General features: G+C 50.0%; 12 protein-coding genes. 9 read left to right on the top strand and 3 right to left on the bottom strand.

The genetic code is table 11. The features are described 5' to 3' along the window. Window positions 1-108: 108 nt before the first annotated feature. The 3 genes from BIZ37_RS06495 to BIZ37_RS06505 are packed head-to-tail and all read left to right on the top strand — an operon-like array spanning window position 109 to window position 5,206. Window positions 109-1,101, top strand: coding sequence for a RimK family alpha-L-glutamate ligase (locus tag BIZ37_RS06495; RefSeq protein WP_187460800.1), 993 nt, complete (start codon window positions 109-111; stop codon window positions 1,099-1,101). Then, entirely contained in the window at window positions 1,098-2,546 is a 1,449-nt protein-coding gene (locus tag BIZ37_RS06500; protein WP_187460801.1) for a RimK family alpha-L-glutamate ligase, read from the top strand. Before BIZ37_RS06495 ends, BIZ37_RS06500 begins: the two co-directional genes overlap by 4 nt. Next, window positions 2,543-5,206, top strand: coding sequence for a M14 family zinc carboxypeptidase (locus BIZ37_RS06505; protein ID WP_187460802.1), 2,664 nt, complete (start codon window positions 2,543-2,545; stop codon window positions 5,204-5,206). The genes BIZ37_RS06500 and BIZ37_RS06505 overlap by 4 nt, the downstream gene beginning before the upstream one ends. A 174-nt stretch (window positions 5,207-5,380) precedes the next feature. Here the strand turns inward: BIZ37_RS06505 and BIZ37_RS06510 are convergent, their stop codons facing one another. Further along, the gene (locus BIZ37_RS06510; RefSeq protein WP_187460803.1) at window positions 5,381-9,382 is read right to left on the bottom strand and encodes an AsmA family protein; all 4,002 of its coding nucleotides are present in this window, start codon (window positions 9,380-9,382) and stop codon (window positions 5,381-5,383) included. Window positions 9,383-9,767: 385 nt separating this feature from the next. Between BIZ37_RS06510 and BIZ37_RS06515 the strand changes: the two genes are divergently transcribed. Continuing rightward, complete coding sequence (locus BIZ37_RS06515; protein WP_187460804.1) at window positions 9,768-10,409, top strand: ATP-binding cassette domain-containing protein; 642 nt, start codon at window positions 9,768-9,770, stop codon at window positions 10,407-10,409. Continuing rightward, on the top strand, window positions 10,402-11,172 hold the full coding sequence (locus tag BIZ37_RS06520) for an ABC transporter permease (protein WP_187460805.1): 771 nt from the start codon (window positions 10,402-10,404) through the stop codon (window positions 11,170-11,172). Before BIZ37_RS06515 ends, BIZ37_RS06520 begins: the two co-directional genes overlap by 8 nt. A 69-nt stretch (window positions 11,173-11,241) precedes the next feature. On the opposite strand, the gene BIZ37_RS06525 is transcribed toward BIZ37_RS06520, so the two are convergent. Then, complete coding sequence (locus BIZ37_RS06525; protein WP_107297290.1) at window positions 11,242-11,964, bottom strand: YebC/PmpR family DNA-binding transcriptional regulator; 723 nt, start codon at window positions 11,962-11,964, stop codon at window positions 11,242-11,244. Between the two features lie 236 nt (window positions 11,965-12,200). Between BIZ37_RS06525 and BIZ37_RS06530 the strand changes: the two genes are divergently transcribed. Beyond that, window positions 12,201-12,503, top strand: coding sequence for a PTS fructose transporter subunit IIB (locus BIZ37_RS06530; RefSeq protein WP_107297288.1), 303 nt, complete (start codon window positions 12,201-12,203; stop codon window positions 12,501-12,503). Window positions 12,504-12,544: 41 nt separating this feature from the next. Continuing rightward, window positions 12,545-13,336, top strand: a complete 792-nt coding sequence (locus BIZ37_RS06535; protein WP_187460806.1) for a PTS sugar transporter subunit IIA — start codon at window positions 12,545-12,547, stop codon at window positions 13,334-13,336. 36 nt (window positions 13,337-13,372) lie between these two features. Here BIZ37_RS06535 and BIZ37_RS06540 read toward each other — a convergent pair whose 3' ends face one another. After that, window positions 13,373-14,218: an AraC family transcriptional regulator gene (locus tag BIZ37_RS06540; protein WP_187460807.1), complete on the bottom strand. Its 846-nt coding sequence runs from the start codon at window positions 14,216-14,218 to the stop codon at window positions 13,373-13,375. 411 nt (window positions 14,219-14,629) lie between these two features. Between BIZ37_RS06540 and BIZ37_RS06545 the strand changes: the two genes are divergently transcribed. Both BIZ37_RS06545 and manA read left to right on the top strand, forming a co-directional pair. Next, window positions 14,630-16,531: a fructose-specific PTS transporter subunit EIIC gene (locus BIZ37_RS06545; RefSeq protein WP_187460808.1), complete on the top strand. Its 1,902-nt coding sequence runs from the start codon at window positions 14,630-14,632 to the stop codon at window positions 16,529-16,531. Window positions 16,532-16,836: 305 nt separating this feature from the next. Then, window positions 16,837-18,030, top strand: a complete 1,194-nt coding sequence (gene manA, locus BIZ37_RS06550; protein WP_187460809.1) for a mannose-6-phosphate isomerase, class I — start codon at window positions 16,837-16,839, stop codon at window positions 18,028-18,030. The last annotated feature ends 187 nt before the right edge of the window (window positions 18,031-18,217 follow it).

Below are 18,217 nucleotides of genomic sequence, written 5' to 3' on the forward strand. Positions count from 1 at the left end.
TACCACATATATGCAACATTATGATGTCAAACTATGTTAATACTTGGTTGGTTTTTCCCACAATGCCATTTCGGCATTTTTTAGAACTGCTCACAAAAGGAGTGACACATGGCAAGGCGTCGGGTCGGTTTATGGATGTATGAAAACTGTGGAGGCAAAGAAATAGAACAAAAAATCGTCACTAAATTGCGAGAGCGGGAAATTGATGCCTTAATTGGGCTGAATTTGGCGTACGCAACCGCATTTGACGGCAATATTGTATGTAATGGGCAACAACTTAACGAACTCGACCTGTTTTTCTCTTATAACGCGGGTCAGCAGACGCCGTATCAGGTGTACCTCTATCAGGTACTCAACTCGATGATGCCGATGATCAACAACTATGAATCCTTTGCGTTGACGGAAGATAAATTCCGTACTGCTCATGTGTTGAAGACCAACGGCATCACAACGACCGACTATGTGATTTGTAATAAACACAACTTGGAGCAGGTCCGGGCCCACATGCAGTTCTGGGGTGGCAAGGCAATCTGCAAGCCGGTCGATGGTTGGGGCGGCAATGGCATCATCAAGTTGGAGAGCGAGCGCGATCTCGAACTGCTTATGCCGTTTATCAACCACCAACAAGCGCCGCAGTTCTATATCGAGCGGGTTATCGAGAATGACTTTTCTGATTACCGTATTGATATTGTCGATAACAAATATGTCGCCTGTTATGGCCGTAAAGCGGCTCCGGGTAGTTGGAAGACCAATGTCACCAGTGGCGGCAGCGTGATTAAACGCGAACCTGTTCCTGAAGTGATCGAACTGGCACTGAAAGCCGCGAAGGTGACAGGTTTGGAAGTAGCTGGTGTTGATATTATCTATGACGTTGAGCATCAGCGCTATGTCGTTATTGAAGTCAACGGTATCCCTGCGTTTGCTACCCCTGATCAAGAGGCGTTCGGACTCGATTTCAATGACACCAAGATTGAATACTTAGTCGATCTAATAGACCGCACCGTTACCCAAGATACCAAAGAGCCTGCCAAAGGCTTCATCCCTTCACTTTCAGAAGCGCTTATCAAACCTAACTTGCTTACCGAGGAAGCTGCAGTATGAACACCCTGAACCAGACTCGTCCAAAAATCGGCCTGTTGTACCTAGATCATGTACTGCGCTTCTTTAACCGCTCTAACTTCAAGGGATGGCCGGATAAGATCGAACAGGTCACTTACCATTGGGGTAATGACAAAGACCGGTTTGTTGCTGAGGTCAAACGTAAGAAAATTGATGTATTGATCGGCAATATTCCGGCTACCGCTTACGAGACGTTCCGTGAAATCGCCCGTGAGTTGCCAGATGTTCGTTTCTTGCCGTCACTCGATAGCCAGTTCAGCAATAAATCAAAAGAAAACGTGACTCACTTCTGTGAGAAATACGATTTGCCTATCCCGCGCACCCGTATTTTTTATGAAGTCGAAGAGGCATTGGCCTTCCTGACCAGCACGGATTACCCGAAAATCGTCAAGCGCTCATATGGCCCTTCCAACTACGGTGGCTATTTCGTTCATAAGGTTGATGATGTCGAAGAGGCCCTGCGCCTATTCTCGGAAAAACGCTATTACCCCGCCTATATCCAAGACTTTGTGCCGATGAAGGCTGATATTCGGGTGATGTTGGTGGGGCACCAACCTGTCTGTGCGTTCTGGCGTCGTCCGCCGGAGGGTGAGTGGTTAACCAACACCAGCCAAGGCGGCAGTATGGATTACCAAGCAGTACCAGATGGTGTGCTTGAGTTGGCGGTGAAAGCTTCCAAGGCGGCCAATGCCGAGTACTGGGCGTGTGATATTGCGGTGAGCATGGATGATGACTACACCATTTTGGAGTGTGCGACTGCTTTTGCCGCCTTCCCATATATCCGTGACTGGATTGGCCAGTACTTGATGTGGCTGTTGGCACCACAAGACTTCCGTAAACCGTATTTTGCCCATCGTAACTGGGAAGAAATCGGCAAAATCGATTCATCCCTTCTTCGTACCATGCGTTATATCAGTTTCGGCCAGGCAGACTACTCGACCGATACCGGAGAATATGCACCGGAAGATGATCGCTATCGCCTGATTGAGACGAGTTACCAGCGCGAAGAAGAGTGGCCGAGTGAAGCATGGAATTTCCAGGGTAATACGCCTTATAAAGTCATTGCTGCAGGTAGTGAGCCAGTTGCGAAAGCCAGTCCTGGTATGGAGCAGGAGCTTGATACCGGCGTTGAGCAGCAACAAGAGGTGGCCATTGCCCCCGAGCAAGAAGTAGCCGCTGATAGCAAACCGTTGAGCGAAGAAGAGTTGCTCGCGTTTTTCCTTCAGGTGAAGAGCGTCGGCAAAACCTTGGCCGGTGATATCGTCACCACCCTTGGCGCGGTTGAGGCCGTTCGGGTTCTCAATCATCAACCAGAAATCCTGTTGCAGTTCAGAAACCTCAAGCACAAGAAGTTGGCCATAATCATGGATGCATGGCGTGAGTATTGTGCAGAACACCAGTATCGCTACGAAGAGGCGGTTGAATGAAAAAACAATATATCTCTTACCGGGACATGATGGACTTCCTGGAAGAGGCAATGGCGAAATACCCGGATTTGATCCGCTTGCAGAGTATTGGCGATACCCATGAAGGGCGGCCCATCATGATGGTCACCATATCGCAGGATGTGGCCTATGCCGATCTCAAACCGGCTCTGCTCTATACTGGCACCATTCATGCCAGAGAGTGGATTGGTATTGAGTTGGCGGTGAGCTTTGTCCAGTATTTGCTGGACAACTACCCGTCCAACCCTGATGTGGTAGAGGCACTGACCCGTAATACCTTATATATGGTGCCTTGCCTTAACCCTGATGGTTTCGAATACTCCCGTAAGCATTTTTCATTCTGGCGCAAAAACCGCAGGGATAACGGCGACGGTACTTTCGGGGTCGATCTTAATCGTAACTTCGGTATCAACTTCCGCCAGTCGACCCAGACCAATTCGAATATCTACGGTGGTCCGGGGCCGTTTTCCGAGCCGGAAACACAAGCGATCAAACAGTTTGTGGAAAGCCGTGACAATATCTGTGTGGCGCTGGATTACCACTCGCAAGGCAATGTGTTTTTCCCTGCCCACAAGTTCAACCACGAAGCTGAAATTGAAGGGACTGACTTGAATATCCTCTGCGCCAATATGGCTCGGGAGATCTACAAGGTTACCAATCGCCAGTATGGGATTCATCGCGGTAAGCCGCCCGCTAACCTTATCCACGGTAGTGGGCGAGAGTATTATTACGATCGTGGTATCTTGTCGACCGTGGTCGAGGTGGGGAGCCGGAACATACCGGATTACCTGATCAATATGTCCCAGAGTGTCGATGAAAACATTCCCGCGCTGCTTTATGCTTTGCGGACGACAATTGATTATTCGAAGCTTGCACCAAGCCGTCCGGAGAGTTTCTCGACCAAGGAAATCACAGCCAATACCATTGAATTGGTTTGGGAGTCCGGTGCTGAGGATGAAGGTTGTTATTACCAGATCTACCGCAGTGAAACGCCAAAAGCACCTTGCACCCGCGATAACCTGATCGCAATCACCTCGCAGTTACGCTACACCGACAAGCAGCTCAAATCTGGCCGGCGGTATTTTTATAATTTGCGCAAGGTAAACCGGGTAACGCGGATTAAATCCCCGTTTGCCCCTGAGCTTAAAATCAAAACCTTGCTGGAGCGTGATGAGTTCTCGTTTACCTTGTTCCCGAGTCCGGAAAAAATCGGTTATGTCGGGGAGCTGACCCGAGGCAATAATGCCGAACACTTTGGCCATAACTCGCTGTTTATTGGAGTCAATAAAACCAAAGGGATCTGCTACGGGGTGATTGATTATGACATGAGCCGGTTGCCGGCTGATGCCAAGATCAAAGACGCACTGTTCTCGCTTTATCCGATGAATCGTGTCGGGGCGAAAATTGAAAACTACGGGGAATGGTCGGTGTCGATCCTCGACCCGGACGATATCAGCGATATTACCGATTTCGAGCAGATCCACAACGCGACGCCAATCCAAACGCTGGGTGATGCCATCGACTCCGATCAGCTGACCCAGGGGATTTGGAAAAGCTGGCATTTCAGCGCAATGGAGAAAGAGCTGATTGAGCAGCAGCTTGAGAAGGGACGTTTGTTACTTAGGTTGCAGGGACCGGTGAGCTTGCCGATGGGCAATGACTCGCAGATGATGCAGTTTGATATCGGTTATGGCCGCTTCGGTGGCGGAATCCATTATCGCCCGAATCTGGATTTGATTTATCAGCGCAAGCCTTACCAGTTGGCGGTTGGGGCCAGTGCCTGCCATACAGTCAAAGCCGGCGCAGTTGAGGCGAGTAAGCTGCAGAGCGGCTATGATGCCAACGGTGAGCGCATTTTCGGCGTGGTGGACTTCACCCTACCGAGGATGTCAGAGCAAAGTGATGTGGTGTTTACAGATGCCTACTTTGTGCTGGAAAGTGCATCACTGACGGGGATCAACCAGCCAATGCGCTTCCTTGTCGAGATGGTGGATGTTGATGAGCCTGATTTTGAACAACTGACCACGAGTGAGCCGATAGAGTTTATTGGCTACGAAGTCAGTAGCGAAGGGTTAGCCAAAACTGCCCGCCAGACGTTTATGTTCGACAGTTCAGCCCGGCAATACCTTGAAGATTGCTATGATCAGAACCGGGCTGTAAAGCTGGTCATCAAGGCAACCTCGGCTTCCCGCCAGCATGATGCAGTGGTTGAGTGGAAGACGGACTCGAACGACGGCACCATGTCGACCCAACTGGTGGTGGAGTATATCGAGCGTCGCAAACAGCCGCTTGAGACGCCGGAAAACTTCCGGGCCAGCCTTGAGGGTGGCATGGTTAAACTTACGTGGGATAACCCAGAAGACAGCGACTGGGTGGGGACCTATGTGGTTCGTAACAGCTTCCATCCTCCACGTTCCCCATTCGATGGTGTCAAGCTGTATGCCGGCAAAGACGGTTATACCTTCGATAAGTTTGGTAATGCCAACTTGGCCAAGTACTACTCGGTGTTCAACTACGATAACGTACCGAACTACTCGGCACCTGCGTCACTCAAGTTCAGTTCGGATGAAATAACGCCGGTTGAATTTGATGAGTTCGAAGCCCAGGACGAGGTCGAACAGCGCTACCGCCAGGGTGATTAATTCAGGCGATTGAGCAAAAAGAAAAGCCGCCAGCATGAGCACTCATGCTGGCGGCTTGTTTTTAAGCCACTAGGCTAAATAGCCCATAGCCCATAGCCCATAGCCCATAGCCCATAGCCCATAGCCCATAGCCCATAGCCCATAGCCCATAGCCCATAGCCCATAGCCCTTTTCCTAACTCTGCCCCTGCCAGATCAACTCACATTGCTGGCTGCCATCTTGGGCAATCGGTTTTTCTACCAGCCAACGTAGTGGCGAGACTACCGGGCTGGTGGTGAAGCGTACCGAAGTTTCCAAAATTGCCGATAGCGGTACCGAGAAGTCAAAGTCCTCAAATTTGCCATAGACTTCAACTGGCGTTTGCAAGCTGAAGATCTGGGCACGTTTTGATTGTGGTCTCAGGTACAGGGCAAAGTCGCGGTTGGCATAGCTGGCATCGAACTGACCGTTGACTTGGATGCGCGAAGTATCAAGCAGCAAGTCACGTTGGCTCATCGTGCCTTGACGGATATCCAAGCCCGCAGCGACACAGTTGAGCACAGACGGATCATTGTTGGTGAAGTTCGGAATGATCGCGTCGGTCAGGCTCACTGCCCAAAGGTCGATCAGGTCTGATTCAAACTCCTGCGGCCAGGCAGCAAAACCGATGAAGCCATTGGCATTGTTCATCAGGGTATCTGGTGAATTGGCCAAACTGGTCAGGTTGAACTGGGTGGAAATATTGCCATGCATTCCGCTTTCCGGCGCCAAGCGGCGGGCCAAAATCCCGTAATCGAAGTTTTTGACGTTACCCGTGAGCTGGATATCGAACATATCGTCTTTGGCCTTGATTTCACTTGCAAGCTCGATATTGCCGCCCGGCAGTTGGACCGTCATCGGCTTGAGGGTGAAAACTCCGTTTTCCAGCGCCCAATGCAATTGGCCTGCACCTAACCAGTCTTTGCCTGAACGAACTTCATCGACATCCAACGAGAAGGTGGCGTTAAGCATGTTTAGACCTTCAGTACTGATCAGGGCAGTATTTAGCGTGTCGTCACCTGGCTGTTCGTCGCTAGCTTCCTGTTCGGTGCTTTCTTTCTCCCAAGCTTGCCAGTCACCAACTTTGAAGTCATCAAGCTGGATAAACGGCGCACGGAATGCTAGTTCAAGGCGCGGGAGTTGGTCAGCCTTGAGTGGCGGGAACCATGCGCCCTTACCGTTAAGTTGGCTGTCATTGACCTGTACCTTCATATCATTGAGGTGGTAGCCCTTGGTATCCATCGCCAGGCTTGCTGTCAATGTGATAGGTCCGTAAGGCGGCAAATCAATATCGCTGAAGGCCTCCAACCGGTCTAGGTTCGGGGTAAATGCCTCAAAGGTGAGGTTGAGCGCTTGCGGGTCAATCGGCAGTGTCAGGTTGGAACTGGCATTGAAACGCATGTCGCCCAGATTGGCTGCCAATGTGACCGGTAGCGTTGAACGGCCGTCATTGGCTTCCTTGAGAGATAGCGATGACAGTTTGAACGAGGCTGCTTTGCCAGCAGCCATACCATTGATTGTTAGGCGGGTTGAGGTATCCGGCCCTGTCACAAACCGGCCTTGATCGAGTTTAACGGCGAGCGCTTTGCCGGTGTAGCTATCGGCAATATTGGCCTGACCGCCTATCAGAGCTGCATCGACTTCCGTGTGCTCCATAAGCTCCAAGATAGTTCGACCCGACAGGGAGACGGCAAGCTTGGCACGATCGAGCTGCATATCAAAGTCATCGGTCACATCGAATCGACTCAGGATGGTGCCGATATCCGGCTGATTCACTGCAAGGTTGAGGTTGGCTTCGATATTGGCGGCATTCACACCCAAACTCAAATCACCCTGATAGGTGCTGCCGGCAAAACTTGCGCTGATCGGTGCTTTGCTCATTTGGCCGTCACGGACTTTACCGCTGAAAGACAGCTTGTCTAGCTGCTGGTCTGCCCATTTCAGTTTGTCTGCCCGGAAGTTAAGGTCTGCATCGGCAATGATTAACTCGCTTCCCAATAGCGGCACATCGAGGTTTACCCCTTGGGTTGGTACCGTTTGTTCGACCTGCGGTAGCTCTTCATCGTTGATGAACTGGCCGAACTGGGTGAAATCCAACTGCGAGAACTGCGCATCCATCACTAGGAAGGGACGCAGCTGGTCAGGTTGCCAGCGCAGGGTGACATCACCGTAACTTTCCAATAGGGCCAGATCCGGCATGGCAAGATCTATCCAGCCATTGTGATAGCTGAGTTTACCGTCAATATTGATGGTGCCGGAGATGTTGGTCTGGGTCCCTAACCACGGGTTAAGCAAGCTAGCATCTTCACTATTGACCTTGAGATCAAACCAACTGCCTTCTTCCCAGCGGGTATGCTTCAGTAAACCTTTGGCTTCGACCGATATTGCCGGGGAGTCGAATGTTAGCGTTGTCGGCCAGTCACGGCCCATCATGATATCTTGCAGGGTTCCGGCTTCGGCTTTGACATGGGCCGGAATGCCCATTAGTTGGCCTTGGATATCTGACTGGAACGGACGGGTAATACCTGCGTTGAGCCTGGCTTGGTCAATACTGAAGCTGGCTTCGCTGCCCCATTCAACCAAAGCCTTGTCGATAGCAAGGGACAGTTCGGCACGCTCCAGCCATTCGCTTAGTTTGGTGCCGTTGGTGGTAACAGCAAGTTCGGCACGGTCAAGGTGACCACGGGAGTAGGGCATACCGGTCAGCCAGCGGGCCATTTCTCCCAAGGGTGATTGCTCGGCACCCAAGCGGATATCCAGGTTAGAAACCCAACCCGTGGCATCAAGGGAGGCTTGGCCACGGAAAGGGACTTCGGCAATGTCAGCGGTCATGGGTGCAGATAGCACACCTGCCTTGCCATTGACCGACAAGGAGAGATTTTCAACCGGGGTACCAAGCCCTTTTATTTCGTCAATCGAGAGATCGACACGGGTTGTTGTTTTTTCCAACCATTGTTCAAGCGCGCGCTGCAGCGGAGACTGTTGGGGGGCAGCGGAAAAGGCGCGCATCATAGGCTGTGGTTCTGGCTGCAACCAAGGGCGTAGGTCTATCAATGGGATGTTCAGTTCACCATCGATAACGTTGTGATCGCCGAGTTCGATATCAAGGTAGCCAGCGCCGTGGGTGATCGGACTGTCGATAATTAGATCACTGACCTTGATGTTATTGGCCGCCGCACTAACGTGGGTGGAAATAGTTAGTGGGGCTACGTGTTTAACATCTAGGCCGAAAAGCGCTTCAATGGGGCCGGTATCCTGCCATTGCAGGTTGATATCGGCGTTGACAATATCAGCGGCATCGGCTTCGATATTCAGCTCGGCTCCGGCGAAAGAGCCCTTGGCTTTGACTTTGCCGGTTTGCTGGTTGAACAGTTGCTCCAGATCGCCAGTTAGCTGGATATCATAAGGCTGGCCGATTATTGCCCCTCTAGCCAAAAACTCCCATTGTTCGTCGGGTTGGCTGAGGTTCAGGGAGTCCAGATACCAGTCGAAATATTGCCCTTGGCTTTGATCTTCGAAAACAACAGAGAGGTTGCTGGCACTGATTTGGTCAGTGAGTGCTAACTGTAACGATGAACCCTCGCCAGCAGATGAGCTGTCTGCTGCTGAGTCATCATTTGAGTTGGCAGTGTTATCTTGAGGGCCGAGTAACCAGTTCGCCTGACCATCATGGGCTTTGGCAAGGTGTAGGTTGATATTTTCTAGCTCAAGATAATCAACAGCCAAAGTACCTTTTAACAGCGGTAGCACGGCGACCTTTGCATTAATCTTGCCTGAGGTCAGCATTGGCTGCCAGTTGAAGGCTTCAATGTTGTCAATGTGTACCCCTTCAAGGTGTACTTCGGGGCGGAATGACAGCACCAACCCCATCTCCCCATCAATACGGGTTTCGCGCTCCATGTTGGTGGTTAGCCACTGGTTGATATCGTCTCGGTATGGGGTGAGGTCAACCTTAACGCCGACGGCAAGTGCGGCAGTGATAATGGCAGTAGGCGTTAGCAGGCCAAGACCTACCCACTTGGTGATTTTCTTCAGGGGTGACTTGACCGTTTTTGTCGCTGTCGCAGCAGCCTTGCTTCCGGCTGATGCATTGCTGTTTGATGCGTCTGGCGACGTGGGCTGCTCGTTCGCAGCATGTTTGTTATTTTCTGGGCGCATAATGATTGCAAGAAGGCGAAAGACAAAAGGAAAAAAGCACAGCAAAATCAGCTGCGCGCCATTTTGGATGTTGTTTTATTAGCAGTGGCAACCATACCATGAAAAGGGTATTTAGGGCATCCAAGGCAACGGAATTTACACATCACTGACGGTTATTTCAGTCTGTTAATCGGTAATGTACCCAAACCACCTCAAAGTGCAGGGTTCAGAGGGTTGTCAGTGCATTTACAACAAAGTCTTGTCTAGAAGCTTATAATTTCTCGCTGAACCTGCATCTTGAAGTAGCTTGGGGGTGTTATTAATTAAACTAATGTTTCTGATGATTACCAACGGTTTGAATCATAGTAGGTGGAGAAGTAAAATCTCTGTACGATTGGAGTAGTGTATGACAGAACAACGTACAGAAATATTCAGCGCCGAGCGGCTAGGTTCTGGCTTTGAAGCCGATCAGGCCTCGCATTTGACAGTGAGCCTTCAGCCCGGGCAACATTTGGCAATCAGTGGTCCTTCTGGTTGCGGAAAATCAACCTTGTTGCAGGTCATTGCAGGTTTACGCCCTGCATCTGTTGGATCTATTCGCTGGCAACAAACCTCGATTAAAGAGCAAAACCTAACTTGGTGGCGTCAGCAGCTGTGCTATTTACCCCAACAAGCTGTCATGGGCGGAGAAACGATATTGAAGGCACTATTGCTGCCCTGGTATTTAAAGGCCAGCTCGCTTCCTGTCCCTTCAGATCAGAAATGTCAGCAGGTTTTGGCCACACTGGGAATCACTCATTCTCTCGAGCAACTAACTCACAAACTCTCAGGCGGCGAGAAGCAACGCTTAGGGATTGCCCGTGCGCTGTTGATGGAGCGTTCTCTGTGGTTGATGGACGAACCAACTTCGGCATTAGATCCTGCCAGCAGGGATAACGTCATTTCACTGCTCACCAAGCAGTCCTTCACCGTGATATCTGTTTCTCACGACCCTGTATGGGTTAACTCGGCACAGCTGCAGCACATGATGGGAGGGAGTAATGAGTGATACTCTGGTGATCAGTAACTGGGCACTGGGAGGGTTTTATCTACTCTTTCTTATTCCCCTAGGTTTGTTCCACCGTTGGGGGTTTGGCCTCAGCAAGACCTTGGTGTCGGCTGTGCTCAGAATGACAGTACAGTTGTCGATAGTAGGCATTTACTTACAAACGCTATTTGCTTTTCAGAACCCATGGCTCAACACCTTGTGGTTGTCGGTGATGGTCATAGTCGCCGGGTTTAGTATCTGCCGCCGGGCAGGCGTACCGCCTAAATCTGTTTTACCCGCTGTGTTGAGTGGTCATATGGTTGCGCTGTTGGTGGTGTTGCCCTTGTTATTGGCGGGAGTGATCCAGGCTGAGCCGTGGTGGCAGGCGCAATATTTGATCCCGGTTGCGGGTATGTTGTTGGGAAATTGCCTCGCAGCGAATGTATTGGCATTGGAGCGTTGGTATAGCAGCTTGAAAGACAAGCAGGACGAATATCAGTTTTATCTGGCGATGGGGGCCCCTAAGCCAGAGCAGCCATTTATTCGCACGGCAGTCAAAGCCGCCTTGGCACCACAATTGGCGTCAATGACGACATTGGGAATAGTCAGCTTGCCGGGAATGATGACAGGTCAGATCCTCGGTGGTACCGAGCCTTTGTTGGCGGTGAAATACCAGTTGGTGATTATGGTGGCAATTTTTATCTCAGCCACGTTGTCTGTGACGACGACCCTGACCGTTGCCAGCCGCTCGGCATTCAACAGCTATGGCCAGCTGAAGTATTGATAGTGCTAGAGAAAAAACGCAGATAAAAAAACAGCCGGCAATGCCGGCTGATTTTTCGAGATTTCGCTATTATTCAGCGATTTCTGCGTTGTGGTAAACGTTCTGCACGTCATCACAATCGTTTAGCGCATCAAGGAATTTCTCGAATTTCGCAACGTCTTCACCAGCAACTTCAGTCATGGTTTGAGGTACGAAAGAAATTTCTTCAACGTCTAGTGTTACTTCTGGCATAGTCGCAGCCAGTGCGTTTTTCACCTTGAAGAACTCAGTGTGAGGGGCAAATACAGTGATTACGCCGTCTTCGCACTCGATGTCAGATACATCGGCATCTTCCATCATTAGGTTCTCAAGTACTACTTCCTCGTCGTCACCTTTGAACTGGAATACAGCTTGGTGCTCGAACATGTGTGCAGTGGTACCAGGAGAGCCGATTTTCGCACCGTTCTTAACGAACGCCTGACGAACGTCCATGAACGTACGGTTGTTGTTGTCTGTTAGACAGTCAACGATCACCATGGTGTTACCTGGACCGAAACCTTCATAGCGTGCAGTTGCGAAATCTTCACCGCCGCCACCTTTCGCCTTGTCGATCGCTTTCTCGATAACATGGCTTGGAACCTGATCTTTTTTCGCTTTTTCAATTAGGCGTTTCAGGGAAAGGTTGCTATCAGGATCAATACCACCGTTTTTCGCACTTACGTAAATTTCTTTACCGTACTTTGAATAAACTTTGATTTTTGCGCCCTGTGTTTTTGCCATAGAGGCTTTACGGACTTCGAAACTGCGTCCCATAGGAATCACTCTCTTTTAGATATTTGGGATTTCTGTTGGAGGCGGATTTTATCAGGAACCAAGGCGGTCTGGCTAGGGGTATAGATTGAAAGGCCGTGTGAAAGGCGGGTTGATTGCTGGGGTAGATCAAGTTCTGTTTTGAAATTTGAACCAATCTTCTCTCTCTAGCTAGATTATTAGCGGTGAAAACGGTACAAAGCAGGCATAAAAGAGAAATATAAAGAGACGTAATACCCATGAAAATTGTTGCTGTCACCGCTTGCCCTACAGGGATTGCCCATACGTACATGGCTGCATCTGAACTGACCAAAGCTGCCCAGCAGTTGGGAGTACAAATGATGGTCGAGACTCAAGGTGCGATGGGAATCGAGAACCAACTGAGTTTTCAGGATATCGGCCGGGCCGATGTGGTCCTGATTGCTTCGGATATCGAAATCGAACACCGGGCCCGATTTACCGGCAGCAAGATCCACTGTGTGACAATCGAAGAGGTGTTGACCGACCCGGTTGGGGTGATCAACCGCTGCAAAGAACTGTAATCCCCCCAACCCTGCGAGATAATGAAAGACTCAAACAACTTATGATTGAACGCCGTATCACCTTTACCCTCGATGCTGAGGGGCTACCTGCCTGGAAGCTCAACCGGTTAAAAACATTGGCGAGCTTTTTCCGTTCGGTAGTGGTGATACATAATGTCTCCCAGCTTAAAATGGCCAATGCCGAGCAGGCGATGCGGATGATGAGCCTGGGTTCGATGCCGGGCGACCTGTGCCAGTTGATGATTGAAGGTTCAGATGCCGAACTGGCTTGTATGGTGCTGACCGACTTTGTCTCTGAGCATTGCCACTTGATTTGTACCGGCCATCGCCACATTAGCCAGCGTGAGGGAACCGGTTGTATCACCCTACCGTTTGATTACGAGCTGAGCTTTTTGCCCCCGCTTTCCCAGTTATCGGTCAGTAACTTTGAAAAATCAGACGTGTTAACCGAGATTTGCCGCCAGTGTTCGCCTAATCAACCTACCAAAGCCAACCGGTTATTCGAGCAAATGCAGGCGAGGGAAGCGGTATCGTCGACGGCGATGGGAAACGGTGTCGCTCTGCCACATATACTTACCCCTGATGTCGACATACCTACCTTGGTGATTGCGCCGTTGGAGCGGCCGCTGGATTGGGGTTCAAAACGAGGCCCGGTGACCTGTGTTGTCGGTTTGGCGCTTCCAGCTCCTCCTCAGCGGGAGCATTTGATCGCCTTTTCGTCATTCTCCAAACGGTTGCTGGAGCCTGATTTTTGCCAGTTGCTAACGGAGGAAGCGCGCCCAGAGGTGCTGCGTGCTGTCGTCCTCGACAGCTTGTCACTTCCTTTCCGGTAAGCTGGTGCTTTAGTGACCCTTGAGCTAGGTGCCACTCTAATCCCTGCCCCGGTAATCTGACGGGGTCATCCCCGTTTTATTCTTGAATACCCGGTAGAAGTAGTTCACGTCCTGAAAACCACAACGGGTCGCTACTTCGCTCAAACGGAAGGTGTATTTTTTCAACATGAACTTTGCCCGCTCAATCCTCACCCAGGTGATGTAATCAGCCATACGCATATGCCCCTGTTGGCGAAACAGCCGCGATAGATGGTTGGGCGTGATATTGAATCGCTTGGCGATGGAGTCGCGGGTGATAGGGCGGTGGAAATTCTCCTGGATATAGATACAAATCCCTTGGTAGAGATCTTCACTGCGTTTTTTATTGGTACTGCTCGGGGCCGCTAGCATTTGCTGGCAATAGCTCATTAAGGCTTGCAGTAGATGTTCATCCATCGGTTTTTGCAGAGGCTCTTTGGCTAGTGCATTTAATGCCGCAAGTATGTGGTCTATGGCGAAACCCGTTCGGGTCTGGATACTGTGTTTTTGCACATCGTAGAAACTCGCTTGCCCCTTGGATTTACTGACTAGGCTGAATCCAAGCTGGCGCTTGCCAAACAGCAGGCTCAGCACCGAGCAGTCGGTATCCCAATTGGGTTTGTTCCAGCTATTGGGTGGAATATACAGCGCATCTCCGGCCATGATCTTCACTTCAGAAATACCATGATCCGGATCTTCCAACTCGTTGAGGTACTCGCCACTGATCACCATTTCCAACCGGGGAAAGTTAACCTGGTAGCTAAATGGTGGTGGGGTGACATGATCGCCAGCAAACCAAATGCGGTTGAAATGCTCCCGTTCGGCAAGCAGGGTCTCTAGTAGCTGGTGGAAGACTTGGCTCATAGTACAAATTGGCCTTGGCAGAAGTGATTGCGTAATGGCTATTATCTTTTGAGCTTGCCTCTATTGTCCTTGTACTTGGTCAGATATCGTGAAGCGGATCACTAAAATCCACTGTGCTAGGGTGAAAAATCGTGTTACTTAAATCTAGCTATTATTCATTTTTGATTTTATATATGCAGGATTTATAGTTGTTGTTTTGCTTTTATGTAATTGATTATTAATGGTTAAATGCTGTTTTAAGCTGTCTTTAATTAAGGCTGTCAGTATGAGAGTCCGATCACACAACAATGCTGGTGTTACAAATATCCAGTAAATGCCCCTCTGGTACACTATAAGAGGTGTGCTAAAAAGCCGAAAATATCCCCAACGGCAAACAGTATGCCGATATAAATAATCAAAGGGGGAACACTCATGATCACCAATCTGATTAATGAGCAGTTGATTTGCCTGAACCTTAAGGCAACGACGAAAGAAGAGGTGTTTGTTGAAATGATCGACATCCTGCACGCGCAGGGTCGAGTCAGCGACAAGCAGCAGTTTTTGGCCGACATCCATGCCCGCGAAGAGCTGGGCAATACCGGTTTTGAAGAGGGCGTTGCCCTGCCTCATGCAAAGAGTGCCGCCGTGTGCGAGCCGGCTGTCGCTATCGGTATCAGCCGCAGTGGTATTGAATACGGTGCCGAAGACGGTCTACCTTCAAAGCTGTTCTTCATGATTGCCTCTCCGGACGGTGGTGCCAACCATCATATTGAAGTGTTGGCAGAGCTGTCTTCCAAGTTGATTGAGGACGGCTTTATTGATGCCTTCCTTGCAGCAAAATCTGAAAAAGATGCCCTTGCCTTACTGCTGGAAAAAACAGAAGCTGCAGAGGCACCAGCAGCTGAAAATGGTTTCCTTATTGGCGTAACCGGTTGTCCTGCTGGCGTTGCGCATACTTACCTTGCAGCAGAAGCGCTAGAGAAAGGCGCGAAAGCAATGGGTTACGAAATCAAAGTTGAAACCAACGGTTCTATCGGGGTGAAAAATAGCCCAACAGCCGAAGATATCGAGCGTGCCGAAGCAATTATTGTCAGCTGTGACAAGCAGGTGGACATGACCCGTTTTGCTGGCAAGCGTTTGATTAAGACTGGTGTTAAGGCCCCAATCAAAGACGCCCAAGGCTTGATTGGCCAAGCTTTGGCTGCGCCTCAATACCAAGCGTCTGGCGATGATGCGCCAGCCGAGAAAGAAAGCAAAGTGACCCAGGCCCGTTCGGATCTCTACCGCTACCTGATGAACGGTGTATCACACATGATCCCGTTTGTTGTTACCGGTGGTTTGTTGATTGCCCTGGCATTGGCAATTGGTGGTCAGCCTACAGAAGCAGGTATGGCGATTCCTGATGGCAGTATGTGGAACAAGGTACTGGATGTTGGTGTCGTTGCATTCACATTGATGATCCCTATTCTGGCCGGTTATATCGCCTACGCGATTGCTGACCGTCCCGCGCTTGCCCCGGGTTTGATCGGTGGTTGGATTGCCAACAATGGCTCATTCTACGGTGCAGAGGCGGGGACCGGTTTCATCGGTGCTATCGTTGCCGGCCTGTTGGTGGGTTACTTCGTTAAATTTATCGTTACTCGTAATTACCACAAGTTTATTCAGCCGCTTGTGCCTATTATGATTGCGCCAATTACCGGTAGTTTGTTTATCTCGAGCTTGTTCATCTTCGTTATCGGTGCACCGATTGCGAGCTTGATGGATGGTTTGAATGCGCTACTTACCAGCATGAGTACCGGTAACGTTGTATTGCTAGGTATCGTCTTGGGTGGCATGGCCGGCTTCGATATGGGTGGTCCATTCAACAAGGTTGCCTTCCTGTTCTCGGTCGGCATGATTGCCAGCGGCCAGACTCAATTTATGGGTGCGATGGCGTGTGCTATCCCTGTCGCTCCACTGGGTATGGCACTAGCAACAGTGATTGGTCGTAAATTCAATATCTTCGAAGAGTCTGAAATTGAAGCCGGTAAAGCATCTGGCGCAATGGGCTTGGTGGGTATCTCTGAAGGTGCGATCCCATTCGCAGCACAGGATCCAATGTCTGTCATTCCTGCCAACGTGCTAGGTTCAATGGTTGCAGCAGTTATGGCCTTCTCGTTCGGTATCACAAACAGTGTTGCTCACGGTGGCCCTGTTGTGGCGCTACTTGGCGCGATGAACAAACCTGTTCTAGCACTAGCATGTATGGCTGCAGGTGCGGTTGTTACAGCACTCGTTGCAGTATCACTGAAAAAGATGCGTCAGGGCAAAACACAGCAAACCGCTGTTGCTTAATTCCCCCTGCTAGCAATAGCGCTATACGGTAAAGCCTGAGTTACCGTGTCCTTGAAGCTCCCTTGTCTGAGGGAGCTTTTTGGCATAAGGCTCATGAGGTGACTTGTTCTGTATGTCTGATGTTGGTTTGCATGATTAACCATGAAGAATTGACGAAAAGTAATGAAAAGCCTCTCTTTGCTTGTGTATTTTGGTAGTATGCGCTGCTGGAATGAACAGAGCGCGGCAAGCTAGTCGAATTTCATCAGAGTCCCAGCCTTTTGCTACGGGCTTTAATGAAATCTGCATTAGAAATAAGGAAAGCTATGTCTACTTCCCCTCGTTTTTATCGTATGCATAACGTGATTCAAGATTATGCATGGGGCAGCACAACCTCGATTGGTCAGTTGTTTGGTATTGAAAACCCGGAAAGTAAGCCTCAGGCTGAAATCTGGATGGGTGCACACCAAAATGGTTGTTCGCAAATTGACGTTGATGGTAAGCCAACTCTGCTGTCAGAGTTTATTGATGCGGATAAAGCGACTTTAGTAGGAGCGCAAACTGCCGAGACATTTGGTGAGCTACCTTATCTTTTCAAGGTGCTAGCTGCTGAGAAAGCCTTGTCTATCCAGGTTCACCCAAGCAAAGCCCAGGCGGAAGCCGGTTTTGCCAAAGAAGAAGAGTTGGGTATTTTGCGTACGGCCGGTAACCGCAACTATAAAGATCCAAACCATAAGCCTGAGCTGGTTTATGCCTTGACGCCTTACCAGGCCATGAACGGTTTCCGTGAGTTTGCAGAGATTGTGGCTAATTTCCGTAAACTGGAAATTGCTGAGATCAACGCTTTGGTTGATGCACTTGAAGCAAACCAGAATGAAGCGGGCCTAGAGACGTTCTTTGAAGCGATGCTGTCACTGGACGGCGAAGTCAAAGAAACTTCTGTTGCCAAGCTACTGGCTTATGCCGAAGCAAATAAAGAGCAAGAGCTGTTTGCACTGATTCTGGACTTGGCAGAGCAGTACCCGGGCGACATCGGCTTGTTTGCTCCACTGATGCTAAACACGCTGACCTTGCAGCCAGGTGAAGCTATGTTCCTGTATGCCTGTACCCCACATGCATATATCAAGGGAACGGGCCTTGAGATCATGGCGAACTCTGACAATGTACTGCGTGCCGGCCTGACACCTAAGTATATGGACGTGCTTGAGCTGGTTGCGTGTACTACCTGCCAGCCAATTCCTTTCGATTCGCTATTGATGGCACCGAAAGTTGAAAATGGTGCAGAGCACTACCCAATCCCAGTGCCAGACTTCAAGTTCAGCGTTTACCAGCAAGTGGAAAATCAAGCGCTGACAACTGACAGTGCTGAAATCCTATTTGCTGTTGATGCGCCATTGACGTTGAGCCATGAAGAGGGTGAAACAGTGACTATCAATAAGGGTGAGTCTGTCTTTATCCCTGCAAATGCTGGTACTTACCAGGCTTCATCAACAGGTAAATTTGCTCGCGCCTACAACTAATTGCTGGGTGTTTGAACGAGGTGCGGCTTTGTTGCCCGTTCGATTGTTATGGGCGTGAAAAGCCCTTTACAACAGCCGAATCAGCCCGTATTATACGCCGCACTTACGGAGAGATGGCTGAGTGGTTGAAAGCACCGGTCTTGAAAACCGGCATACGTTAATAGCGTATCTAGGGTTCAAATCCCTA

The organism is Photobacterium sp. BZF1, assembly GCF_014349205.1.
In the GTDB taxonomy this organism is placed as follows: domain Bacteria; phylum Pseudomonadota; class Gammaproteobacteria; order Enterobacterales; family Vibrionaceae; genus Photobacterium.